Origin of the sequence: Parahaemophilus parainfluenzae, assembly GCF_001053575.1 — a bacterium.
Classification (GTDB): domain Bacteria; phylum Pseudomonadota; class Gammaproteobacteria; order Enterobacterales; family Pasteurellaceae; genus Haemophilus_D; species Haemophilus_D parainfluenzae_S.
The window spans coordinates 62,729-86,249 of record NZ_JVSL01000040.1; the positions used below are offsets into that span (position 1 = coordinate 62,729).

Here is a 23,521-nt window from a genome sequence, read left to right on the forward strand (position 1 = left end):
GACCACACTTTGTTAAAATCATGCATCATTTTCCATTTATGAAGGAATAAAAATGGCAGATTTACCTTTCTTCGTTGAGCTCAACGAACAAAATCTTACTGAAACGTTGCAACGTTCTGTTGAAACGCCACTTGTCATTAACTTTTATGCCCCAAGTCATAAAGAATCAGCTGATTTTGCAAAAGTTCTACAACGTGTTGCAGAACAACATCAAGGACAATTTATCCTCGGCTTAGTCAATTGTGAAACAGAGCAAATGATTGCTGCTCAATTTCGTATTCAAGCGTTGCCAACAACCTACCTTTTCAAAGAGGCACAAGCATTAGATGCGTTCCCTGGTGCATTAGACGAAGCAAGCTTATTACAACGTTTGAGTGCGATTTTGCCAAAAGAAGAAGATTTAAAATTCCAAAAAGCCTTGGATTTTTTACAAGTGGAAGATTACAACTCTGCCCTTCCATTACTGAAAGAGGCTTGGGAACTTTCAGATAAGAAAAATAGCGATGTGGCATTACTTTATGCGGAAACTTACATTGCCATGAAAAAAACAGAGCCTGCGGCAGATATTTTAGCGCAAATTCCGATTCAGGATCGCGATAGCCGTTGGCATGGATTACAGGCGCAGATTGAGCTTTTAATTAAAGCAGCTGATACGCCAGAAATTCAGCAATTACAAGCGGATTATGCGAAAAATCCAACACCTGAAATTGCATTAAAATTAGCAGTACAGCTACATCAGGCTAATCGAAACGAAGAAGCATTGGATTTATTATTTAGCATTCTTAAGCAAGATCTTTCTGCAGAAAATGGTGAAGTGAAACAACAGTTTTTATCTATTTTATCAGCCATTGGCAATGCGGATCCTATCACCAATAAATATCGCCGATTGCTGTATTCATTGCTTTACTAATACGATCAACTATTTTTTTATGCATGAAGGCTTTATAATGAACGAATTCCAAAAGCCTCATGCTTTATTTTATAAACAAAGGATTCTTTATGTCAGACGTTAAACACAGCAAATTATTAATTTTAGGTTCAGGCCCTGCAGGTTATACTGCCGCTATTTATGCCGCACGTGCAAACTTAAAACCTGTTTTAGTGACTGGTCTTCAACAAGGCGGTCAACTTACCACTACAGATGAAATTGAAAACTGGCCGGGTGATTTTCAAATGACCACTGGCCCTGGTTTAATGCAACGTATGTTGCAACACGCTGAAAAATTTGAAACAGAAATCGTGTTTGATCACATTAATAAAGTCGATTTATCTTCTCGCCCATTCAAACTTTATGGCGATATGCAAACCTTCACATGTGATGCATTAATCATCGCAACAGGTGCATCAGCACGTTATATCGGATTAGAATCTGAAACCGCTTATAAAGGCCGCGGCGTTTCAGCTTGTGCAACCTGTGATGGTTTCTTCTATCGCAATAAACCGGTTGCCGTTGTGGGTGGCGGAAATACCGCCGTTGAAGAAGCACTTTACTTAGCGAATATTGCTTCTGAAGTACATTTAATCCACCGTCGCAATAGCTTCCGCGCAGAAAAGATCTTAATCGATCGCTTATACAAAAAAGTCGAAGAAGGCAAAATCGTGCTTCATACTGACCGCACTTTGAATGAAGTATTAGGCGATAACATGGGTGTAACAGGTGTACGTTTAGAAAACGTGAAAACCGGCGAAAAAGAAGACGTGAAATTAGACGGTTTATTTATTGCTATCGGTCATGCGCCAAATACTGAAATCTTCCAAGGCCAGCTTGAACTTAATAATGGTTATATCGTCGTTAAATCTGGTCTTGAAGGCAATGCAACAGCAACGTCAGTGGAAGGCGTATTTGCTGCGGGTGATGTAATGGATCACAACTATCGCCAAGCCATTACTTCAGCAGGTACAGGCTGTATGGCTGCATTAGATGCTGAACGTTATTTAGATGCACAAGAATAAGTGCGTTAAATTTTCATGTAAGGTGCGTAAAACAAGGTTTCACGCACCTATTATTTTTCAAAGGTAGATTTTTTTAATCCTCCACCAAACTCATCCTATCCTAGGATAAATAAAAACAATGGACAAACTTCGCCAAAAATATTTACAAAAATGGCTTCGTGCGCAGCAACAACCTGTTAAAAAATTAATGCGTACCAATATTGCCCTTGCCACACTTTCTTCCTTAATTCTTGTGGCTCAAACCTATTTTCTTGCAACATTGCTCAACAAGCTCATTATGCAACATGTCGATCGCATTGAACTGGTTCCCTATTTTATTGCATTAATCATTACTTTTGCTTTACGTGCGGTCATTTTATGGCTACGCGAAAAAATTGGCTTTAAAGCAGGTCGATTACTACGAAATCACATGCGTCAAAAGATTTTAGATAAAATCCATCAAGTTGGTCCCGCAACCATCAATAACAAACCAGCCGGAAGCTGGGCAAGTATTATGCTTGAACAAGTGGAAAATCTACATAATTTCTATGCGCGTTTCTTACCACAACAAAGTTTGTCTGCCATTGTACCAATGGTGATTTTAATTGCTGTATTCCCACTCAACTGGGCGGCTGGATTGATTTTGATGGTCACGGCTCCGCTTGTGCCTATTTTTATGATTCTAGTAGGAATTGCAGCTGCAGATAGCAGCCAAAAAAATATGGCTACCCTTTCTCGCTTAAGTGCTCAATTTTTGGATCGCTTACGCGGTTTAGAAACCTTGCGTCTTTTCAACCGCACTTCAGAACAAACTCAACATATTGAAAGCACAACGGAAGACTTCCGTGAAACAACCATGGCTGTACTTAAAATGGCGTTTCTCTCTTCTGCTGTATTAGAGTTTTTCACCTCCATTTCCATTGCTTTAATGGCGGTGTACTTTGGTTTTAGCTATTTAGGCCAAGTCGAATTTGGTACTTATGGCACCACGCTGACCTTATTTACCGGCTTTTTCTGCTTAATTTTGGCGCCAGAGTTTTACCAACCATTGCGTGATCTCGGGACTTACTATCACGATCGTGCAGCAGGTATTGGTGCTGCTGATGCCATTGTCGATTTCTTAGAAGCGGATTATTTAATTGCACATCAGGGCAATAAACAAATTCCAGCACAAAGTGCGGTTGAAATTCAGGCCGAAAATTTAGTGGCGCTTTCTCCACAAGGCCAACCATTAACGAAGCCGCTTTCATTCCATATTCCGAAAGAAAGCCATATTGCCCTTGTGGGCCAAAGTGGTGCAGGAAAAACCTCTTTAATCAATGTATTACTCGGTTTCTTACCTTATGAAGGCAGCTTAAAAATTAATGGTGTTGAACTGAATCAAAGCCGTTTAAGCGACTGGCGCAAACAAATTGCGTGGGTAGGTCAAAACCCATTACTGCTACAAGGTAGCATCAAAGAAAATCTACTTTTAGGTGATATTCAAGCAACTGATGCTCAAATTGAGCAAGCCTTGATTTCCGCTCAAGCGAAAGAATTTACCGATAAATTAGGCTTGGATAGCGAAATTAAAGATGGTGGGATAGGGGTATCCGTAGGCCAAGCGCAACGCTTAGCGATCGCTCGCGCTTTACTACGCAAAGGCAATTTATTATTACTCGATGAGCCAACGGCTAGCCTAGATGCTCAATCTGAAAATCTGGTACTTGCTGCCCTTGCAGAAATGAGCCATAACCAAACCACCTTAATGATCACACACCGCATTGAAGATCTAAAACAATGCGACAACATTTTAGTGATGCAAGAAGGTGAAATTGTTCAACAAGGCCATTTCAACCAATTAAAAGATCAAGGCTTCTTTGCCGAATTATTGGCTCAACGAAAAGAGGATATTCAATAATGCGTGCTTTACTTCCCTTTTTACGTTTATTTAAATTCGCCAAGTTGCCTTTATTTTTAGGCTTGGTTTTAATGATCACGGGTCTAGCCTCCAGTATTGGCTTGCTGACCACATCGGGTTGGTTTTTAGCGGCAACGGCAATTGCGGGTCTTGGCACGTTATTTAATTTCTTCTACCCTTCCGCTTCTGTGCGTGGACTTGCCATTGGCCGTACCCTTTTCCGTTATTTTGAAAAGTTGGTGACACACGATGCGACTTTCCGAATTTTGGCTAAATTACGCGTACAAGTTTTTGAGAAAATTATTCCATTAAGCCCTGGTGTGTTAAATCGCTACCGTAACAGCGATTTATTAAACCGCTTAGTGTCTGATGTAGATACCCTCGATAGCCTTTATCTTCGCTTAATTGCGCCATTTATTACGGCTATTTTTGTGATTCTAGCTATGTGTATTGGCCTAAGTTTCGTCAATACTCCTTTAGCCTTAGGTTTAGGCATTAGCCTACTTTTATTGGTATTCGTTATTCCAACCGTTTTCTACCAACTGGGTAAAAAATTTGGCGACAAACTCGTGCATTCACGTGCACTTTACCGCACACAATTCCTAGAATTTATCCAAGCGCAAGCTGAATTATTGCTCTTTAATGCCGAAGATAAATTGAAAAATAACATGGCAAAAACCGAAACTAACTGGCAAGCAGACCAACAAAAAGAAGCCAATTTAAGCGGATTTTCAACCGCTCTTTCACTCTTCTTAAATGGTTTGATTATTGCCGCAATGTTGTGGTTTAGCTCACAAGCTGAGTTTGGTAACGATGAATACCGTATGGCGTTTATTGCGCTTTTCACTTTTGCTGCTTTAGCTTCATTTGAAATCTTAATGCCATTAGGCTCGGCATTCTTACATATCGGGCAAGTAATTGCTTCAGCTGAACGCGTGACAGATATTATCGAACAGCAACCATTAGTCGTTTTTAATGGTAAGACGGAGTTCGATCAAAATGCGACTACATTAATTGAAGCGAAAGATCTGTCTTTCACTTATCCTGAACGTCAAAATCGTGCTTTAGACAATTTGAATTTAACCATTCAAAAAGGTAAAAAAGTCGCGATTTTAGGTAAAACAGGTAGCGGGAAATCCACGTTATTACAGCTTTTAGTGCGTAATTATGATGCTAATCAAGGAGAATTAAGCCTTGCTGGTAAACCAATTTCTGATTATGCAGAAGATACATTACGCAGCCAATTCTGCTTTTTAACGCAACGTGTTCATGTATTTAGCGATACACTTCGTCAAAATCTGCAATTCGCAAGTGCGGTCAATATTTCAGATGAAAAAATGATCGAGGTGTTAAATCAGGTTGGTTTAGGCAAATTGTTGGAACAAGAACAAGGCCTAGATATTTGGCTAGGCGATGGCGGCCGTCCACTATCTGGTGGAGAACAACGTCGTTTAGGCTTAGCACGTATTTTGCTTAATGATGCGCCAATTTTATTATTAGATGAGCCAACCGAAGGTTTAGACCGCGAAACTGAACGCCAAATTCTGCGTTTGATTCTTGCCCACGCTGAAAATAAAACCTTAATTATGGTAACTCACCGCTTAACGGCGATTGAGCAATTTGATGAGCTTTGTGTGATTGATGAAGCGAAGCTAATTGAAAAAGGCACTTATGCAGAATTATTGCAATTAGAAAAAGGATTCTTCAAACAATTAGTGGAGCGAGTGTAAAATAAGAAAGGATAAGTTGGGTGGAAATCTTCCCAGCTTATTCTCGGCACACAGAAATTCCGACTTTGGCTGCTTTCTTCCGAACCTGACCGAGTAAACCGGACACTGTTGCGAGAGACCGAGAAGATTTCCATTGATATCGCAATGCGATTAGGTGGGTTATTATGCAAGAATTGGCCCTGTATTGCAAAGATTAATTTATCAATTCGGTGAATTTGACGAGAAAATCAACCGCACTTTTAAGGTAAAACCATGAACTATCTCCAATACTACCCTACCGATGTTGTAAATGGCGAAGGCACACGTTGTACCCTTTTCGTTAGCGGTTGTACGCATGGTTGCCGTGGTTGCTACAACCAAAAGAGCTGGTCTTTTGATAATGGCGTATTATTTGATGAAGCGATGGAACAACAAATCATCAATGATTTAAAAGATACGCGTATTAAACGTCAAGGGCTCACACTTTCCGGTGGAGATCCGATGCATCCTCGTAATGTTGAAGCCTTACTTCCTTTTGTACAACGTGTCAAAAAAGAATGTCCAGATAAGGACATTTGGGTGTGGACGGGTTATAAACTGGATGAACTGGATGATTATCAACGTCAAATGTTGCCTTATATTGACGTGCTCATTGATGGAAAATTTATACAAGAACAGGCTGACCCAAGCTTGGTTTGGCGTGGTTCAGCCAATCAAGTGATTTATCGTTTTAAGGTTTAACCGAATAAGGTTAAGCTATTCTGCCAAGCCGTTTCTTTAATCACTTCAGCATTTTCACTTCTTAAACAGCATAGCGCCTCAAAGGTGTGAACAATCCGTTCTGGTCGATTAGGTTGCCCTTGAAAGCCAAACACTGGCATATCAGGTGTATCTGTTTCTAACACCAACGCCTCTAATGGTAACTTCGCAATCGCTTGACGCGTTTTATTCGCGCGTTCATAAGTAATGGTACCACCTACGCCAATTTTATAGCCTAAATCCACAAATCGTTTTGCTTGATCATAACTTCCAGAAAAACCATGCACCACACCACATTTAGGTAAATTAGCCTGTTTTAAAAAACGGGATAATTGCTCATGGGATTTTCGACTATGTAAATTGACCGACAGATTGTACTTCTTCGCTAAATAAAGCTGACTTTCCAAAAAGTGCTGTTGCTTTTGCCATAATTCATCCGTCAATAAATCTGGAATCGCACATTCTAAGCCTATTTCAGCAACAGCTGTACAATCTTGATTACGAACAGATAATGCCGCATCCAATATCTCTAAATCATGCTCTTGATGCTCTTTGATATAAAGAGGATGCAACCCTAGCCCACAATAAAGATGCTCAGGGAAAAGTGCGGTCATATTTTGGATCGTTTTAAAATCCGACTCTTTTACTGCCACAATCAAGATTTTCTGCACATCAGCTTGCTTAGCGTTATCCACCAGCTGAGCTAATGGCTCACCAGTATCATGATGAAGATAATCAAGATGGGTATGTGTATCGAAGAAAGGCATCGCGTTATTTCACTTAAGAAAAAGGTGTGCAGATTACGCATCCACACACCGAATTGATTATTCTACAGAAACGGATGTAATCACAACATCTTCTGTTGGAACGTCTTGGTGGAAGCCTTTATTACCGGTTTTCACTTTTTTGATTTTATCAACCACATCCATGCCTTCAACCACTTCACCGAATACGGCATAGCCCCATTCTTGCACGACTTCACGGCCAAACATCTCTTTTGAACGGTAGTTTAAGAAGTCATTATCTGCCACGTTAATGAAGAATTGTGCCGTTGCAGAATGCGGATCAGAGGTACGCGCCATGGCGATTGTGCCACGTTTATTGCTTAAACGGTTGTTAGCTTCATTTTGGATCGGTGCGTTTGTTGCTTTTTCACGCATTCCGCTTTCCATACCACCGCCTTGGATCATAAATCCATCAATAACACGGTGGAAAATTGTGTTATTATAGAAACCGTTTTTACAATAATTTAAAAAGTTTTCTGCAGTGATTGGCGCTTTATCAAAATCAAGTTTAATTTTAATATCGCCAAAATTTGTGTGTAATGTAACCATGTTGTTTTCCTCTTGAAAATTAAGGCGTTCATTATTCCACAAATGGTGAGAAAGTGCCACCATGAGCAGAAAAAGTGCGGTCGGATTCTAATTAGAAGAGAAAAAATATGTTAAAGATCTTTAATACTCTCACTCGTGAAAAAGAAGTGTTCAAACCTATCCATGAAGGAAAAGTGGGTATGTATGTGTGCGGCGTGACCGTTTACGATTTATGCCATATTGGCCACGGCCGTACCTTTGTGTGTTTTGATGTGATTGCTCGCTACTTACGCTCTTTAGGCTACGATTTAACTTATGTGCGTAATATCACGGATGTGGACGATAAAATCATTAAACGAGCATTAGAAAACAAAGAAACCTGCGATCAACTTGTGGATCGTATGGTGCAAGAAATGTATAAAGATTTTGATGCGTTAAACGTACTACGTCCTGATTTTGAGCCTCGTGCGACACATCATATTCCTGAAATTATTGAGATTGTGGAAAAACTGATTGCACGTGGTCATGCTTATGTTGCAGACAATGGCGACGTGATGTTTGATGTAGAAAGCTTTAAGGAATACGGCAAATTATCACGCCAAGATCTTGACCAATTACAAGCGGGTGCACGTATTGAAATTAATGAAATCAAGAAAAATCCAATGGATTTCGTGCTTTGGAAAATGTCAAAAGAAAACGAACCAAGCTGGCCATCACCATGGGGCGCAGGTCGTCCAGGTTGGCACATTGAATGTTCAGCGATGAACTGCAAACAACTTGGTGAACATTTTGATATTCACGGCGGTGGTTCTGATTTAATGTTCCCACATCACGAAAATGAAATCGCCCAATCTTGCTGTGCTCATGGTGGCCAATATGTCAATTATTGGATCCATTCCGGCATGATCATGGTAGATAAAGAAAAGATGTCGAAATCTCTCGGAAACTTCTTCACTATTCGTGATGTATTAAACCACTATAATGCAGAAGCGGTGCGTTATTTCTTATTAACGGCACACTATCGCAGCCAGCTTAACTACAGTGAAGAAAATCTGAACTTAGCACAAGGTGCATTAGAACGTTTGTACACCGCTTTACGTGGTACCGCTCAAAGTGCGGTCGCTTCAGGCGGTGAAAATTTTGTGGAAGCCTTCCGTGAAGCAATGGACGATGATTTCAATACGCCGAACGCCCTTTCTGTCCTATTTGAAATGGCACGTGAAATCAATAAATTGAAAACTGAAGATGCAGAAAAAGCCAATGGCCTTGCTGCGCGTTTACGTGAGTTAGCGGGTATCTTAGGTTTACTTCAACAAGATCCAGAAAAATTCTTACAAGCTGGCTCTGACGATGATGAAGTCGCAAAAATTGAAGCGCTCATCAAACAACGCAACGAAGCACGTGCTGCTAAAGATTGGGCTGCTGCTGATGCGGCACGTAATGAACTTACGGCAATGGGTATCGTATTAGAAGATGGCCCTAACGGCACAACGTGGCGTAAACAATAATCTCGCTTTGATACAAAAACTGCGGTCAAATTGACCGCAGTTTTTCTTTTAAGAAGAAAGCATTACATTTTCGGGGCTTCCATTGTTTTTGCTTTTTTCTTCATTTCTTTTACTTTCATTTCATCAGATTTCATTTCTTCTGACTTCATATTATCCATTTTCATATCCTGAGATTTCATATCATGAGATTTCATCATCCCATCAGATGCCATTTTGTCGTTTTGCATTGGCATAGCGTCTTTTGTCATCGGCATGGAATCTTTTGCCATCGACATTTCATTCGATTTCATATCTGCCGCATAAAGACTGGTTGCGAAGAAAAGCGCAGCAATAGCAGTAAAGGTTGTTTTTGAAGTAATATTTTTCATTTTGAATCTTCCTTAATTTGTGAATAATTAACGTTATCTGGAAAGGTCTTTCCCTTTCATTATCATTAGACGAATCAGGAACCTTTTTCTTACACATTTTCCAAGGAAAAAATATGGAAACCGGAATTTCCGATAAAGAACTGATACAAATTAGAGAGCAAATGCTGAAGTTTGCCACATTACAGGTGGGCAATGCTGTATTAGCTGAAGATTTGGTTCAAGAAAGTTTTTTGAGTGCATTTAACCATCTTGAGCAATTTAAACGACAAGCCGCATTTAAAACGTGGGTCTTTGCTATCTTAAAAAATAAAATCATTGATTTTCTTCGCCAGAAAGGCAAATTAGTGCTAGAAACCGAAATTGAAGATGAAGAACAAACCAATCATTTCTTTGATGAAGGGGGACACTGGAAAGCTGAACATTCTCCACTCGATCTCGAACTGAGCGAAAGTGCGGTCTATTCTGAAGAATTCTGGCTGATTTTTGAAACTTGCTTAACTTGCCTGCCTGCCAAACAAGCCAAGATTTTTATGATGAGAGAGTTTTTGGAATTATCTTCCGAAGAAATTTGCCAAGAAAATCAACTAAGCATAAGTAACTTGCACACGACACTCTATCGTGCCCGCTTACAACTTCAAAACTGCTTATCTCATAAACTTTAAGGAGTGATTTTATGAAATGTCGTCAAGCGACTCGCCTTATTTCAGATGCACAAGAACGCTCATTAATGACTAAAGAAAAAATTGGGCTCAATTTACATCTTGCCATCTGTACGCATTGCCGTAAATTTCAACGAAATTGTGGCACATTGAGAAAATTAATGAAGGATTTCAAAGGATAAAAAGCGGAAGACAACTTCCGCTTATTGGTTTATTACTTCGCAATTAATGCTGTTACACGAGAAATGACTTCCTTGACTTCATCATCCGTCAATTTCCCTTCTTTCACAAATTGCACTTTGCCGGTTTTATCAAGCAAAATAATCACGCTGTCTTTTTCTCGCAATCCCCATGCATTTTTGACCGCACTTTTATCATCTAAAATCACTTGGCTGTGGGCATTTTCTTTTTTGCCTTTTTCTGCACTACTTTTCACAAACATGCCTGTGCCCACAACAGCATCATCAGCATTAATAATCGTCGTGGTTTGATATTTAGCTTGGTTAAAATGAGCAGCTTTGATAGCTTCAATCATCGCTTGATTTTTCTCTTTTGCTGCACTTCTGCCTGCAATATGTTGAATCACTCGGACTTTGCCAGGTAATGCCGTTGAGCTCCACGATTTATAAGCTACATCATTGCCATTTAAAGTGATTTCGCCCTTATCCGAAACCGTTACGTTCGCTAAAAATTGATTAGGTTGAATATTGTGTGCGAATGCATTGATTGAGATTAAACTCCCCATCACTGCACTCAAAAGCATAATTTTTTTCATAAATACCTCATAAATTCCGTGAAATTGCCCATTTTTTGGCGAATAGTCACTTTTTTGTTATACTCCGTGCGCATTATACTTTGCTTAAATCAGATAAAGAAGGAAAAAGAAATGGATCAAATGCCAGCTTGCCCAAAATGTAAAGGTGAATATGTTTATCACGATTCTGTGAATTTTGTTTGTCCTGATTGTGGCAATGAGTGGAATGGTAACGAAACAGTTGAAGCCGATGAAGATCAACTGATTGTCAAAGACAGCAACGGTAATTTATTAGCCGATGGTGATGATGTGCTTTTAATTAAAGATTTAAAATTAAAAGGTTCATCTGAAGTGTTGAAGAAAGGCACGAAATTCAAAAACATCCGTTTAGTAAACGGTGATCACAACGTCGATTGTGGCAAAATCATGTTGAAATCAGAGTTCTTGAAAAAAGCTTAAGAATTCCCAATAAAAAGAGCGGTCGATTTAAAACAGCTTTAAAATTGACCGCTCTTTTTTATTTTCGTTATACCTTCGCAGGTTTCACAATTTCACTTGGATAACAACCAAGCACTTTCAGATAATTACTGAACTGCTTAAGCTCTTCCAAGGCAATTTGGGTATCTGGATGATGAATATTTCCTTCAATTTCTAAATAGAACATTTCTTCCCAAGGTTTGCCATAAATAGGACGAGATTCAAGCTTGGTCATATTAATACCGTGCTTTTTAAACACAAGTAAGGCGTCCACTAAAGAGCCCGCTTGTTGCGATGTAGTCATCAACAATAAGGTTTTCGTGTGGATTTGCGGTGAAACTTCACGTGCTTGTTTGGCTACGACAATGAAACGCGTAATATTGTTTTCTTGGTTAGCAATATTATGTTTTAACACATGTAAGCCGTAAAGCTTGCCACCATCTTCATTACCTAATGCCGCAATATTCGGTTTATTCAAGCTTGCCACGAGCTGCATTGCATGAGAGCTACTTTCGCAGAATTCAATATGCACACGCTCAAGACTTTGAATAAATTGACTACACTGCTGGATTACCTGTGGATGGCTATAAAGCGTATCAATTTTGCTTAAATCATCCTGCTCATTCACTAAAACACAGTGCTTGATAGGATAAGCCAACTCGCCCACCAAAGATAAGGTGGTATGTTGAAGCAAATCATAAACTTCATTAATTGCACCTGACGTGGTGTTTTCTAAAGGCAGTACACCATAATCAGCTTCTCCACTTTCAACCTTTTCAAAAATTTGAGCAAAGGAATCACAACTGATTTCAGCAAACTGCTGATTATAACGAGCCGCATAATTACGCGCAGCCAAATTAGAGTAAGAACCACGCTTGCCTAAAAAAGCAATATGTAACGTTTCTTCTCTTTGCTCATTGAGCTTTTTCTGCAAATACACTTGCTGTGTGAGCACAGAATCTTCAATGATCTTTTGGAAGACTGACGTAATATATTGTGGTTCAAGCTGATAATTTTGACTTTCAGCAAACTGCACAAGCTCTTGTAAGAGTTGTTGCTCACGCTCTAAATCACGCAACGCTTTTTGTGTCACTTCTTTGCTTCTTACTACATCATATGCCAGGCGATGACGCTCTGAAAGCAGCTTTAACAAGCTGCGATCAATTTGCGTAATTTGCTGACGAATTTCTGATAAATCTAATGCCATTTCATTCCTTATTTAAAGGTTACTTCATTATGAGGGATGTATTTTTCAGCATTAATAGGTGAATTTTTCTCAAAAAATTCTTTTAAAACATCCGCATCAATAAAACCAGTGTTTACGAAAGTTGGATTTTTTGTCATGACTGGATAACCATCTCCACCCGCCGCATTATAACTTGGTAAAGAAATACGGTAAGTTTTATTTAAATCTAATGGTTTACCTTGAATTTTCACATTTTCAACTTTCTTCTCCGCACGATTTACTGTCATGCTGATACCTGAATATTGTGCATAGGCACCAGAATCCACTTCTTTCAATGCGACTACATTTAAATAATCCAGTAATTCTTTACCGGTTAATTCAAAATAGCTCACAATATTACCAAATGGATGGATTTTTAAAATATCTTTATAAGTTACATCACCTTCTTGGATAGAATCACGAATACCACCTGAGTTCATAATACCAATGTCAGCTTTCGCTTTTTGACGTTGTGCTTCTGCAATTAAATGACCAAGGTTAGTTTGTTCAAAACGGATGATAGTACGATCGCCTTCTAACTTACCTTTTAGTTTACCCACTTTTTGGCTTAATAATGCATCACCTTTATCTTGATAAGTTTTTAAAAGTTTTTCCATTTCAGGATCTTGTGGAATCTCTTCGGCATAGTTTACATATTCTGTTTTACCATCTTCTTTTTTCACTTTTTTCTTCAAGTTCACTGGAATTAATTGATAATTCACTAATTTTAATTCGCCATTTTTGAACTCAAAGTCAGCACGACCAACATATTTGCCCCATTCAAAGGCCTGCATAATCCAAGTACCATTTTGGAAATCTGGTTTACATGGCTGAGTTGGTTGATAATCTTTAATCCATACGCCTTTATCATCCACACAAATCGGATCATGACTGTGGCCACCGATAATCATATCGAATGCGCCTTTATCTAAATTACGCGCAAGACTTACATCACCTGGTGCATTTGAACCATGTCTCGCATCATAGTAATAGCCCATATGTGTTAAAGCAATTTTTACATCCGGTTTAACTTTTTCATTTAGCTCTTTTAATGTGGCTTTTGCTACCGTTGTTGGATCTTCAAACTTCACATTATGAAGGTATTCTGGGTTGCCTAATTTTGCAGTATCCTCTGTGGTTAAACCGACCACGGCAATTTTAAGATCTTGTTTATTTAAAATCGTATAAGGCTTAACTAAGGTTTTACCTGTTTTCGTATTAATCACGTTTGCAGATAAGAATGGGAAGTTTGCCCATTTTTCTTGCATATCAAGAATTTGTAGTGGATTATCAAACTCGTGGTTACCTAATACAGTTGCCTCATAGCCCATTGCGTTCATTGCTTTAATATCAGGTTCTGCTGTTTGCATATCTGACTCAGGTACACCAGTATTAAAATCACCTGCATTTAATAAAATGAGTGAGCCACCTTTTTGCTCGACTTCCGCTTTTACGCGATTAACAATTGTTTTGTGAGCAGGAAAGCCATATTCACCTTTTGCATTCGGCCAAAAATGTCCGTGCGTATCATTCGTGTGCAATATGGTAAATTGATAGGTTTTATCCTGTTCATATGCCATTGCAGCAGAAGTTGCTAGCACAAGAGGAAGCACGGTAAATAATTTTTTCATAATAAAAATACCTCTATTTTTGACCGCTCTTTACCTTCGCATAAAACAAAAATAACAGAGCAAGATGGGAAATAAAAAAGCTATACTCCCGAAAGAAGTATAGCTTTTCAACAAAACATTGTTAGATGAGTACCTGCGCAGGTGCAATATAACCTTGTGGAACTTGTTTCTTATCTTCAAAGGTAACAAATTCCCACGCTTCCTGATCAGCAAGTACAGCACGGAGTAACTTATTATTTAAACCGTGACCAGATTTATAAGCTTTGAAATCACCGATGATATTATAGCCACACATATAAAGATCACCTATTGCATCAAGCATCTTGTGACGAACTAATTCATCTCTGAAGCGTAATCCATCTTCATTTAAGATTCGGTAATCATCTAATACGATAGCATTATCTAAGCTGCCACCTAATGCAAGACCTTGAGATTGAAGATACTCAATATCTTTCATAAAACCAAAAGTTCTTGCACGACTGATTTGATGTACGAACGCTTGTGCAGAGAAATCCATCACATAATTACGCACATTTTTACTAATCGCAGGATGATTAAAGTCGATTGTGAAATCTAAACGGAAACCATTGTAAGGTTTAAATTCTGCCCATTTATCACCGTCTTCTACTCGTACATTTTTCTTAATACGAATAAATTTCTTCGGTGCATTTTGTTCTTCAATACCTGCGTCTAAGAGCAAGTAAATGAATGGGCTTGCACTACCGTCCATGATTGGAATTTCAGGTGCATCAACTTCAATAATAATATTATCGATACCTAAACCTGCTAATGCTGCGTTTAAGTGTTCTACGGTTGAAACACGCACACCTTGCTCATTCACAAGTGCAGTACAAAGCATTGTATCACGCACTGAATCTGCATTCGCAGGGAAAGTCACCGGCGGATTAAGATCAGTACGGCAGTAAATCACGCCAGTATTTGGCATAGCCGGACGCAACGTTAACGTTACTTTTTTGCCGCTATGTAAGCCTACACCTGTGACTTTAATGCTTTGTTTTAATGTTCTTTGTTTAATCATCTCTTTTACCTTATTGCTTCACAACAAGATTACTTCTACTCTTATTTCTCATCACGACCAAATGATGCCGGATTAAAGAAATTAGGGTTATTTCTTAACTGTTCTAAACGACTTGGATCAAGCGGTTTATTTAAGTTACCGTATTGCGGATTTTGTTCCTGTGCTGGTTCTGGCTGTGGATTATGTCTTAATGCATCTAAACCATGTAAACCAACTGGCGGTTGTGGTTGAATCGTTTCTTGTGCTACAGGTTGTTGAACTGGCGCTTGTTGTACTGCAGCTTGAGGACGAGCAATCACTACTGGCTCAGCCGCAACAACATCACCTAAACCTGTTGCAACGATCGTGACACGAATTTCATTGCTCATTTCAGGGACTAAACTGGTACCCACAACGATAGTAGCGTCTTCTGATGCAAAGCTACCTACTGTGTCACCCACCACGTTAAATTCGTCAAAGCCGAGATCCATACCAGATGTAATGTTAACAAGGATACCCTTAGCGTTAGAAAGATCGACTTTCTCTAATAAATCATTTTTAATTGCAAGACGTGCTGCTTCTTCTGCACGGCCCGCACCTGGTTCACTTTGAGCTGAACCGAAACCAATCATTGCTTGGCCCATTTCCGACATAACGGTTCTTACGTCTGCAAAGTCCACGTTGATTAAACCAGGAGAGGTAATCATATCGGAGATGCCCATAACAGAGTTACGTAATACGTCATTTGCAGCAGCAAAAGCATCAATTAACGTTGCATTTTTCGGGAGAACTTTTTGGATTTGTTGGTTAGGAATAATGATCATTGAATCCACGTATTGTGAAAGATCTTTAATCCCTAATTCAGCAAATTGCATACGTTTTTTGCCTTCAAAGCTAAATGGCTTAGTAACAACAGCAACAGTTAAAATGCCTAATTCTTTTGCAACTTTAGCGACGATTGGTGCGGCACCAGTACCTGTACCACCGCCCATACCGGCAGCGATAAAGACCATGTCTGCACCTTCAAGCATTTTACGGATTTCTTCTTGGTCATCTTCAGCCGCTTTACGACCTACATTTGGGTTAGCCCCTGCTCCAAGACCTTTCGTTGTTGCCCCACCGATTTGTACAGTTTGTTGAACTTGGCTTTTGCGTAATGCTTGCGCATCGGTATTCACCGCATAGAATACGATTTTACCGTGTTCTTCGCTATCAATTGCACTTTCGCCCAAGAAATTACCATTGAATTCTTGTTGCACCATGTTAGCAACCATGTGGTTAACTGCATTACCGCCGCCTCCACCGACACCGACAACCTTAATCAGTGCACCTGTTTGCTCTTCAAAATCACCATACTCTGGGTATAACATTTGCTGTTCTCCGTTACTGCTAATACTCTGCTAGCACATTAATAAAAGTTAAATTTTTTCTATTGTAAATGAAAAAGCCAAAATGATCAAAATTCTGATTTCACTTTATTGAAAATATTTTTAAGACCTTTCCAGAATTTTTTGCCTAATGCTTCATCGCCATAGTTACTATCCACAGGATCATTATCACTATTTTGATGATGGTATTGTAATAATCCCACCACAGTTGAATATTGTGGGCGATTCACATAATCTGTTAACCCCGTAATATTTAATGGACTACCAATACGTACCTGGCAACCAAATACACTTGAGGCACAATCTTTTAAGTCTTCAATCTGTGCACCACCACCGGTGATAACGACACCAGCAATTAACTCAAATTTAATATGTTTGGTTTCTAAATCTGCTTTGAGCTTATCTAATTCGTCCTTAACAACGCCTAATAGTTCAATATATCTTGCTGAAGTGATTAAAGATAAATCACTTTTTGTTAACGCACGTGGTGCTCGACCACCAATACTTGCCACTTCAATTTTCTTATCACCATGTAAACGTGCCGGATACAATGCACTCGCATAATTCACTTTAATGCGCTCTGCCTCTGAACGAGAAACGGTACATGCATGAGCAATATCATTGGTTACAATGTTCCCTGCGTAAGGAATAACCTTGCTGAAACGCAATGAGCCATTGGTGTAAACCATCATATTCATGGTGCCTGCACCGAAATCAACTAAGCAAACACCAAGATCTTTTTCATCTTCAGTTAAAACAGAATGTGTTGCAGCAAAGCCGGAGAACACCACTTTATCAACTTGTAATCCGCAACGCTCAACTGCTTTCTTTAAGTTATTTTGCCAGTCTTGGTGGCACGCAATTAAGTGTACGTTTGCTTTTAAACGAACACCTTGTAAACCTAATGGATTTTTAATATTAACTTGTTTATCTACGGCATATTCTTGTGGAATGATGTGTAATAAAGAAAGACCCTCAGGTAATTTCACTGAGCTCGCTGTATGTAAAGCATCATCAATTTCATCTTGAGTCACTTCATTTTCAGAAATAGCAACAAAGCCGCTCTCATTCAGGCTTTGAATATGTTCACCGGTAATCGCAAGAGTCACGCTCATAATTTGGCAATCGGCCATTGATTCAGCTGCTTCAATGGCTCGTTGGATAGAATTAACAACGGCATCTAAATCAGTGATACTGCCACGATCAATCCCTTTTGATGGACAACTACCCACGCCAAGTACATTTACTACGCCATCAGGAAGCACCTCCCCAACGACAGCAACAACTTTTGATGTACCAACTTCAAGACCTACAATTACTTTCGGTTCCAACTCTTTTGCCATTTTCTTATTACACCCAATGAATTATTTTTTATTTCTCTGTCAATCCAACCGCTGCTGATGCAGATGCATAGCGCAAATCTACATAATCAATTCGTTTACCTTCAGGCACTTCAATTTGTGGATAAATCGTTACAAATCGATCTAATTTTGGTTTCCAATCTCCGCGCCCAAGCTTCAATACTATATCATTATCTAGCGTAACTTGCCACGCACCACGATCATCAATTGCCACACCTTTAACCACCAAATTTTTCGCTTTAAAATCAGCAAAAATTTGATTCCAAGCTTCTAATACTTTTAAGCTTTGATAATCCGGACCACCTAAATAAGGTAAAGCCTTTTCTTTTAACTTATCCATCGGCAATTGGAAAACTGTTCCATCTTTTGTAACAAACTCTGTTTTGTTCCAAATGGCGACTGGCTGATATTCTGATAACCAGATACTTAAACGATTTGGCCAAATTTTACGAACCACCGCACCTTTTACCCAAGGAATCGTTTCAAGCTGCTCTTGAATTTGCTTAACGTCTTGCCCCCAAAAACCCTTGAGTGAACCCATTTTGAGCAATACGTCTTGCACATCCGGATAAGTGGTAAATTCATTTTGGCCCACTAAGGCATAGGCAGTAATTTTTCTATCACCGTCTAAGCTTTCGAGCCAACTTTGCCAGTTTGAATAAACGAAATACCCTAACCCCGCACAAAGTAACACCAAAGCAAGTTTAATCTGCAACATAAAACGGAATTTACCTTCTCCATTAGATGAGCGACCCAATTGCGTTGGCGGTGTATTTTTGCGCTTAATTACATTCATTACGCACTCAACTCCAAAATTTTCACGACGAGTTGTTCAAATGAAATACCGACTGTTGACGCAGATTTAGGGAATAAACTGTGACTTGTCATGCCAGGGTTTGTATTTACTTCGACTAAACGGAAATTACCTTGTGCATCAGTCATCACATCAATGCGGCTCCAGCCACGACAACCCACGACGTCATAAGCTCGTTTAACTAATTTCGCTAATTCTTGCTCACGCTCAGCTGAAAGACCTGCAGGGCAAAAATATTGAGTGTTATCTGAAATATATTTCGCATCGTAATCATAAAACTCACCTTCTGGCACAATGCGAACAGCCGGCAATACTTCGCCACCTAAAACAGGCACTGTTAGTTCATCACCCGCTAACCATTCTTCAATCAAAATGGTGTTATCAAATTTAAGTGCGTAATCGACCGCACTTTTTAATTCTTCGACTGCTTTTACTTTTGTTAAACCCACACTTGAACCTTCAAGAGATGGCTTAACCATCAAAGGTAAACCTAATTTTTCGACCACGGCTTGTGGGTTTAGTTCGTGAGCGTTTTCTTTGGTCACGATCTCCATGTCAGCAACAGGTAAACCAAAAGCTTTCCACAACATTTTGGTTCGCATTTTATCCATAGTTAATGCTGAAGCCATTACACCACAACCAGTGTAAGGCAAACCAATTTGTTCTAATAAACCTTGCATGGTGCCATCTTCACCACCGCGACCATGTAAAATGTTAAAGACGCGATCAAAACCATCTGCTTTTAAATTCGCGACATTATATTCTTTAGGATCGATACCGTGCGCATTATAGCCTTGACTCACTAATGCATTTAACACAGCTGCACCAGAATTAAGAGAGACTTCACGTTCAGCTGATGTACCGCCTAACAACACGGCAATTTTTTCTTGTTTTAAATTCATTGTCTTATCCTGTTTTCTTTTTATTTTTCATCAAAAGTGCGGTTATTTTTAGATTTATTTACGCTTTCCAACGTTCGGCTAATCCACGAGAAATTTTGCTTACACTTCCCGCACCTTGGGCAAGAATTAAATCACCATCTTGAATAATTTGATCTAACACATCACCGAGTTGTTCCGTATCTGAAACTAAAATTGGATCAACTTTTCCTAGATTACGAATAGAACGACAAAGCGCTTTACTATCTGCACCGACGATTGGTGCTTCACCTGCCGCATACACGTCTAACATAATCAATGCATCCACTTGGGATAATACTTGCACGAATTCATCAAATAAATCGCGAGTACGTGAATAACGGTGAGGTTGGAAGATCATGACTATACGTTTATCCCCCCAACCTTCGCGTGCCGCTTTAATTGTTACATCAACTTCTGTTGGGTGATGGCCATAATCATCTACTAAGCGTACCTTACCATTTGGACGAATAAACTCGCCTAATTGGTCGAAACGTCTGCCCGCACCTTGGAAATCAGCAAGCGCTTCTAAAATTGCTTCATTGCCAATGCCTTCTTCTTTTGCTACTGCAAGTGCTGCGGTTGCGTTTAACGCATTGTGTTTACCCGGTACATTTAATAATACATTAATACGTTCACCACTTGGACAAACTACGGTGTAATGACCTTGGAAACCGGTTTGTTCATAATCTTCGATACGATAATCAGCATGTTCACTGAAGCCATAGGTTAATACTTGGCGACCAACTTGAGGAACAAGTTCCATTAATACCGCATCATCTGCGCACATCACCGCTAAACCGTAGAACGGTAAGTTATGTAAGAATTTTACATAGGTGGCTTTCATTTTCTCAAAGTCACCTTCATAGGTATCCATATGATCCGGTTCAATATTAGTCACAACAGAAACCATCGGCTGTAAGTGTAAGAAAGAGGCATCACTTTCATCTGCTTCAGCGATTAAATAACGACTTGCACCTAAATGCGCATTTTTACCGGCTGATTTAACTAAACCACCATTAACGAAAGTTGGATCCAGTTTCGCTTGAGTATAAATCATCGAAATCATAGCTGTAGTAGTGGTTTTACCATGGGTACCTGCTACCGCAATACCATGACGGAAACGCATAATTTCAGCCAACATTTGTGCTCGCTGAATCACTGGAATACGATTTTGTTTTGCGGCGATTAATTCAGGGTTATCTTCATGGATCGCACTTGATACAACTACTACACTTGCCCCTTGCACATTTTCCGCTTGGTGACCAATGAAAATTTTTGCGCCTGCTTGAGCAAGACGCTGAGTCACAACACCATCTGCAATATCGGAACCAGAGATATCATAACCTTCATTTAATAAAATTTCGGCAATTCCACTCATACCAGCACCACCGATACCAATGAAATGAATTTGTTGAACCCGACGCATCTCAGGGATAATCTTTCTAATTTCGTCCGAAATATGTTTCATATTATTTCACCTTTACTTTTAACCGCACTTTTAGATCAAGGGTTTATTTACTCCCCTTAACTTCTCTGTTCTTATTTCGCATTCTCTACGATGACATCAGCTACACGTTTAGCCGCTAATGGTGCTGACATTTCTTTTGCTTTAATCGCCATCGCTAACAAGGTTTCACGATCTATTTTTTCTAAGAAATCAACTAACACATTCGCATTTAATTCATTTTGTTGAACAATTTTTGCTGCACCGACATCGGCAAGATATTTTGCATTTAAATATTGCTGTTGATCTTTATGCTGGAATGGTACAAAAATCGCAGGCGTCCCCACTGCTGCTAATTCACATACTGTTAAGGCACCAGAACGACAAATCACCACATCCGCCCAGGCATAGGCTTCTGCCATATCATCAATAAATTCTGTAATTTTGACCGAACCGGCGTGTTCACCATAAAGTGCGGTCACACTTTCAACAGAACCTTTACCCACTTGATGACGTACTTCTAATTTATCTGCCAAACGCGCAACCACTTGTGGAATCGTTTGATTGAGCACGCGAGCACCTTGGCTCCCCCCCACGACAAGCACTCTCAGTTTTCCACTTCTTTCTGAAAAACGCGCTTGTGGTGATGGCATTTCAAATAAATCTTGGCGAACCGGGTTTCCTACCACTTCGGCATCTTTGAATGCCGTTGGGAAAGCTTGTAAAACTCGGGTTGCAATTTTTGCTAACCATTCATTGGTTAAGCCCGCTACGGCATTTTGTTCATGTAAAATAACCGGCACACCACAAAGTTTTGCAGCGATGCCACCTGGGCCAGATACATAACCGCCCATACCTAATACCGCATTAGGTTGATATTCTTGAATAATTTTACGAGCTTGCAATACCGCTCTTAAAATAGCAAAAGGGGCACCAAGTAATGCTTTAATGCCTTTACCACGTAACCCTGAAATTTGAATAAAACGAATTGGAATACCATGTTTTGGTACAAGTTGTGCTTCCATTCGATCTTTTGTGCCTAACCAGCAAATTTCCCAACCTTCTTTTTGTAAAGTTTGAGCAACCGCGATGGCGGGGAAAACATGTCCACCAGTACCACCCGCCATAACTAATAATTTTTTACTCATAAATATTCCTAATCATCTCTCAAACGAGCTTGACCACCTCGTTGTAATCTATTTTCATGGTCAATACGCAATAAAATCCCTACGGTTGCCGACATAATAATGATACTTGAACCACCGTAACTCACTAATGGGAAAGTTAAACCTTTTGTTGGTAACATCCCTAAGGCCATGCCTAGATTGACAAAACCTTGGAAGAAAATCCAGAAACTAATACCTAAAGCAAAAAAGCCACGGAAACGTTGTTCTAACATGAGTGATTCACGTCCGATTTTCATCGCTCGGAAAATCAATAGACCTAAAAGAATCACAACAACCAAAATGCCAATAAAGCCGAATTCTTCACCAATAATCGCCATGATAAAGTCAGTATGTGCTTCAGGAAGATAATCAAGTTTTTGAATAGAGTTACCGAGCCCTTCCCCACTAATTTCACCACGACCAAACGCCATCAAAGAGTTAGTCAGTTGAAACCCTGTTCCGTAAGGATCTTTAAACGGCTCTAAGAAACCGGTAAAACGTTTTAAACGATAAGAGGCAGAGAGAACCAGCCATACAAAGAGAAGTATGCCTGTACCAATTAGCAAAATAAATTGCCAAAAATTTGCACCGACAATAAAAAGCATACCAAAGGTAATAACGAAAAGTACGACGGTACTACCTAAGTCAGGCTGAGCTAGTAAGAATATCCCTAATACGCCCATCACAATGAAAGGCTTAGCTGCACTGAATTTTTTACCACGTACTTCATCATAACGACGCGTAAAATAGCTCGCCAGGAAACAGGTTAACGCTAACTTCGCAAACTCCGCAGGCTGGAAATTTAAAATCCCTAAAGAAATCCAACGTTTAGCACCATTAACAGAAGTCCCAATACCAAGAACCAGTATGAGTAAAACAATAGCTAATAAGAAAACTTTTGCGTGCCACTTTTCCCATTGGGAAGAAGAAATTTGGAGAGTTAAATAGCAAGTTGCTAAAGAAAGCAAGACATAAACGGCATCACGTTTAGCAAAATAGAATGTATCATTAAATACACGTGCACTGTAAGGCATCGAAGCAGAAGTTACTGCTACCAAACCAATCAGCAATAGCACGACAAAAAGCCAAAACAATGCGCGATCGTAAAGTAATCCTTGCGGCGTCACTCTCGCCCATTGTTCATAATTTTGTTTAATTTTATTGATAAATTCCAT

23 protein-coding genes and 1 other RNA gene are annotated in these 23,521 nt (G+C 39.5%); 9 read left to right on the forward strand and 15 right to left on the reverse strand.

Features of this window, described 5'->3' with window-relative positions; all coding sequences use genetic code 11:
* The first annotated feature begins 52 nt into the window (after positions 1-52).
* The 4 genes from AC979_RS09020 to cydC all read left to right on the forward strand — a co-directional run bounded on the left by AC979_RS09020 (position 53) and on the right by cydC (position 5,562).
* Complete coding sequence (locus tag AC979_RS09020) at positions 53-910, forward strand: co-chaperone YbbN (protein WP_049373908.1); 858 nt, start codon at positions 53-55, stop codon at positions 908-910.
* Between the two features lie 89 nt (positions 911-999).
* On the forward strand, positions 1,000-1,953 hold the full coding sequence (trxB, locus tag AC979_RS09025; RefSeq protein WP_049373909.1) for a thioredoxin-disulfide reductase: 954 nt from the start codon (positions 1,000-1,002) through the stop codon (positions 1,951-1,953).
* A gap of 118 nt (positions 1,954-2,071) precedes the next feature.
* Positions 2,072-3,832 (forward strand): heme ABC transporter permease/ATP-binding protein CydD, encoded by a 1,761-nt coding sequence (gene cydD / locus AC979_RS09030; protein ID WP_049373910.1) that lies wholly within the window; start codon positions 2,072-2,074, stop codon positions 3,830-3,832.
* Complete coding sequence (gene cydC, locus AC979_RS09035) at positions 3,832-5,562, forward strand: heme ABC transporter ATP-binding protein/permease CydC (RefSeq protein WP_049373911.1); 1,731 nt, start codon at positions 3,832-3,834, stop codon at positions 5,560-5,562. The genes cydD and cydC overlap by 1 nt, the downstream gene beginning before the upstream one ends.
* A 26-nt stretch (positions 5,563-5,588) precedes the next feature.
* On the opposite strand, the gene ffs is transcribed toward cydC, so the two are convergent.
* An RNA gene (gene ffs / locus AC979_RS10170) (signal recognition particle sRNA small type) lies at positions 5,589-5,687 on the reverse strand.
* A 127-nt stretch (positions 5,688-5,814) separates the two neighbouring features.
* Between ffs and nrdG the strand changes: the two genes are divergently transcribed.
* Positions 5,815-6,282 (forward strand): anaerobic ribonucleoside-triphosphate reductase-activating protein, encoded by a 468-nt coding sequence (gene nrdG / locus AC979_RS09040; RefSeq protein WP_005696501.1) that lies wholly within the window; start codon positions 5,815-5,817, stop codon positions 6,280-6,282.
* On the opposite strand, the gene AC979_RS09045 is transcribed toward nrdG, so the two are convergent.
* A complete protein-coding gene (locus AC979_RS09045) occupies positions 6,279-7,067 on the reverse strand; it encodes a TatD family hydrolase (RefSeq protein WP_049373912.1) in 789 nt (262 codons plus the stop codon). The two genes, nrdG and AC979_RS09045, sit on opposite strands and share 4 nt — an antisense overlap.
* 57 nt (positions 7,068-7,124) lie before the next feature.
* Positions 7,125-7,634, reverse strand: coding sequence for a peptidylprolyl isomerase (locus AC979_RS09050; protein ID WP_005699853.1), 510 nt, complete (start codon positions 7,632-7,634; stop codon positions 7,125-7,127).
* A gap of 107 nt (positions 7,635-7,741) precedes the next feature.
* Here AC979_RS09050 and cysS point away from each other — a divergent pair, with 107 nt between their 5' ends.
* Positions 7,742-9,121, forward strand: coding sequence for a cysteine--tRNA ligase (cysS, locus tag AC979_RS09055; RefSeq protein ID WP_049373913.1), 1,380 nt, complete (start codon positions 7,742-7,744; stop codon positions 9,119-9,121).
* 62 nt (positions 9,122-9,183) lie between these two features.
* Here cysS and AC979_RS09060 read toward each other — a convergent pair whose 3' ends face one another.
* Entirely contained in the window at positions 9,184-9,489 is a 306-nt protein-coding gene (locus tag AC979_RS09060) for a hypothetical protein (RefSeq protein ID WP_049373914.1), read from the reverse strand.
* 113 nt (positions 9,490-9,602) lie between these two features.
* Between AC979_RS09060 and AC979_RS09065 the strand changes: the two genes are divergently transcribed.
* Positions 9,603-10,151 carry a sigma-70 family RNA polymerase sigma factor gene (locus AC979_RS09065; RefSeq protein ID WP_049373915.1) on the forward strand — a complete coding sequence of 183 codons (549 nt, stop codon included), beginning with the start codon at positions 9,603-9,605 and terminating at the stop codon, positions 10,149-10,151.
* 11 nt (positions 10,152-10,162) lie between these two features.
* A complete protein-coding gene (locus AC979_RS09070) occupies positions 10,163-10,330 on the forward strand; it encodes a zf-HC2 domain-containing protein (protein WP_049366225.1) in 168 nt (55 codons plus the stop codon).
* Positions 10,331-10,362: 32 nt separating this feature from the next.
* On the opposite strand, the gene AC979_RS09075 is transcribed toward AC979_RS09070, so the two are convergent.
* A complete protein-coding gene (locus tag AC979_RS09075) occupies positions 10,363-10,923 on the reverse strand; it encodes a YtfJ family protein (RefSeq protein ID WP_049373916.1) in 561 nt (186 codons plus the stop codon).
* A gap of 111 nt (positions 10,924-11,034) precedes the next feature.
* Between AC979_RS09075 and AC979_RS09080 the strand changes: the two genes are divergently transcribed.
* A complete protein-coding gene (locus AC979_RS09080; protein WP_005699889.1) occupies positions 11,035-11,361 on the forward strand; it encodes a zinc ribbon domain-containing protein YjdM in 327 nt (108 codons plus the stop codon).
* Between the two features lie 67 nt (positions 11,362-11,428).
* Here the strand turns inward: AC979_RS09080 and pheA are convergent, their stop codons facing one another.
* From pheA to ftsW, 10 genes are all read right to left on the reverse strand, one after another.
* Positions 11,429-12,586 carry a prephenate dehydratase gene (gene pheA / locus AC979_RS09085; protein WP_049373917.1) on the reverse strand — a complete coding sequence of 386 codons (1,158 nt, stop codon included), beginning with the start codon at positions 12,584-12,586 and terminating at the stop codon, positions 11,429-11,431.
* An 8-nt stretch (positions 12,587-12,594) separates the two neighbouring features.
* Positions 12,595-14,235 carry a bifunctional UDP-sugar hydrolase/5'-nucleotidase UshA gene (gene ushA / locus AC979_RS09090; RefSeq protein ID WP_049373918.1) on the reverse strand — a complete coding sequence of 547 codons (1,641 nt, stop codon included), beginning with the start codon at positions 14,233-14,235 and terminating at the stop codon, positions 12,595-12,597.
* A 121-nt stretch (positions 14,236-14,356) separates the two neighbouring features.
* Positions 14,357-15,274 carry a UDP-3-O-acyl-N-acetylglucosamine deacetylase gene (lpxC, locus tag AC979_RS09095; protein ID WP_049373919.1) on the reverse strand — a complete coding sequence of 306 codons (918 nt, stop codon included), beginning with the start codon at positions 15,272-15,274 and terminating at the stop codon, positions 14,357-14,359.
* A gap of 41 nt (positions 15,275-15,315) precedes the next feature.
* Positions 15,316-16,623 carry a cell division protein FtsZ gene (ftsZ, locus tag AC979_RS09100; protein WP_005696524.1) on the reverse strand — a complete coding sequence of 436 codons (1,308 nt, stop codon included), beginning with the start codon at positions 16,621-16,623 and terminating at the stop codon, positions 15,316-15,318.
* Between the two features lie 86 nt (positions 16,624-16,709).
* The gene (ftsA, locus tag AC979_RS09105) at positions 16,710-17,984 is read right to left on the reverse strand and encodes a cell division protein FtsA (protein WP_049373920.1); all 1,275 of its coding nucleotides are present in this window, start codon (positions 17,982-17,984) and stop codon (positions 16,710-16,712) included.
* A 28-nt stretch (positions 17,985-18,012) separates the two neighbouring features.
* The gene (locus AC979_RS09110) at positions 18,013-18,798 is read right to left on the reverse strand and encodes a cell division protein FtsQ/DivIB (RefSeq protein WP_049373921.1); all 786 of its coding nucleotides are present in this window, start codon (positions 18,796-18,798) and stop codon (positions 18,013-18,015) included.
* On the reverse strand, positions 18,798-19,718 hold the full coding sequence (locus AC979_RS09115) for a D-alanine--D-alanine ligase (protein ID WP_032822683.1): 921 nt from the start codon (positions 19,716-19,718) through the stop codon (positions 18,798-18,800). The genes AC979_RS09110 and AC979_RS09115 overlap by 1 nt, the downstream gene beginning before the upstream one ends.
* A 58-nt stretch (positions 19,719-19,776) precedes the next feature.
* Positions 19,777-21,204: a UDP-N-acetylmuramate--L-alanine ligase gene (gene murC, locus AC979_RS09120; RefSeq protein ID WP_049373922.1), complete on the reverse strand. Its 1,428-nt coding sequence runs from the start codon at positions 21,202-21,204 to the stop codon at positions 19,777-19,779.
* A gap of 71 nt (positions 21,205-21,275) precedes the next feature.
* Positions 21,276-22,328 (reverse strand): undecaprenyldiphospho-muramoylpentapeptide beta-N-acetylglucosaminyltransferase, encoded by a 1,053-nt coding sequence (gene murG, locus AC979_RS09125; protein WP_049373923.1) that lies wholly within the window; start codon positions 22,326-22,328, stop codon positions 21,276-21,278.
* Between the two features lie 8 nt (positions 22,329-22,336).
* A complete protein-coding gene (gene ftsW / locus AC979_RS09130) occupies positions 22,337-23,521 on the reverse strand; it encodes a putative lipid II flippase FtsW (RefSeq protein ID WP_049366214.1) in 1,185 nt (394 codons plus the stop codon).

Coding starts and splice junctions, on each gene's coding strand:
- AC979_RS09020 (WP_049373908.1), top strand. CDS start 53: ATGGCAGATTTACCTTTCTTCGTTGAGCTCAACGAACAAAATCTTACT.
- trxB (WP_049373909.1), top strand. CDS start 1,000: ATGTCAGACGTTAAACACAGCAAATTATTAATTTTAGGTTCAGGCCCT.
- cydD (WP_049373910.1), top strand. CDS start 2,072: ATGGACAAACTTCGCCAAAAATATTTACAAAAATGGCTTCGTGCGCAG.
- cydC (WP_049373911.1), top strand. CDS start 3,832: ATGCGTGCTTTACTTCCCTTTTTACGTTTATTTAAATTCGCCAAGTTG.
- nrdG (WP_005696501.1), top strand. CDS start 5,815: ATGAACTATCTCCAATACTACCCTACCGATGTTGTAAATGGCGAAGGC.
- AC979_RS09045 (WP_049373912.1), bottom strand. CDS start 7,067: ATGCCTTTCTTCGATACACATACCCATCTTGATTATCTTCATCATGAT.
- AC979_RS09050 (WP_005699853.1), bottom strand. CDS start 7,634: ATGGTTACATTACACACAAATTTTGGCGATATTAAAATTAAACTTGAT.
- cysS (WP_049373913.1), top strand. CDS start 7,742: ATGTTAAAGATCTTTAATACTCTCACTCGTGAAAAAGAAGTGTTCAAA.
- AC979_RS09060 (WP_049373914.1), bottom strand. CDS start 9,489: ATGAAAAATATTACTTCAAAAACAACCTTTACTGCTATTGCTGCGCTT.
- AC979_RS09065 (WP_049373915.1), top strand. CDS start 9,603: ATGGAAACCGGAATTTCCGATAAAGAACTGATACAAATTAGAGAGCAA.
- AC979_RS09070 (WP_049366225.1), top strand. CDS start 10,163: ATGAAATGTCGTCAAGCGACTCGCCTTATTTCAGATGCACAAGAACGC.
- AC979_RS09075 (WP_049373916.1), bottom strand. CDS start 10,923: ATGAAAAAAATTATGCTTTTGAGTGCAGTGATGGGGAGTTTAATCTCA.
- AC979_RS09080 (WP_005699889.1), top strand. CDS start 11,035: ATGGATCAAATGCCAGCTTGCCCAAAATGTAAAGGTGAATATGTTTAT.
- pheA (WP_049373917.1), bottom strand. CDS start 12,586: ATGGCATTAGATTTATCAGAAATTCGTCAGCAAATTACGCAAATTGAT.
- ushA (WP_049373918.1), bottom strand. CDS start 14,235: ATGAAAAAATTATTTACCGTGCTTCCTCTTGTGCTAGCAACTTCTGCT.
- lpxC (WP_049373919.1), bottom strand. CDS start 15,274: ATGATTAAACAAAGAACATTAAAACAAAGCATTAAAGTCACAGGTGTA.
- ftsZ (WP_005696524.1), bottom strand. CDS start 16,623: ATGTTATACCCAGAGTATGGTGATTTTGAAGAGCAAACAGGTGCACTG.
- ftsA (WP_049373920.1), bottom strand. CDS start 17,984: ATGGCAAAAGAGTTGGAACCGAAAGTAATTGTAGGTCTTGAAGTTGGT.
- AC979_RS09110 (WP_049373921.1), bottom strand. CDS start 18,798: ATGAATGTAATTAAGCGCAAAAATACACCGCCAACGCAATTGGGTCGC.
- AC979_RS09115 (WP_032822683.1), bottom strand. CDS start 19,718: ATGAATTTAAAACAAGAAAAAATTGCCGTGTTGTTAGGCGGTACATCA.
- murC (WP_049373922.1), bottom strand. CDS start 21,204: ATGAAACATATTTCGGACGAAATTAGAAAGATTATCCCTGAGATGCGT.
- murG (WP_049373923.1), bottom strand. CDS start 22,328: ATGAGTAAAAAATTATTAGTTATGGCGGGTGGTACTGGTGGACATGTT.
- ftsW (WP_049366214.1), bottom strand. CDS start 23,521: ATGGAATTTATCAATAAAATTAAACAAAATTATGAACAATGGGCGAGA.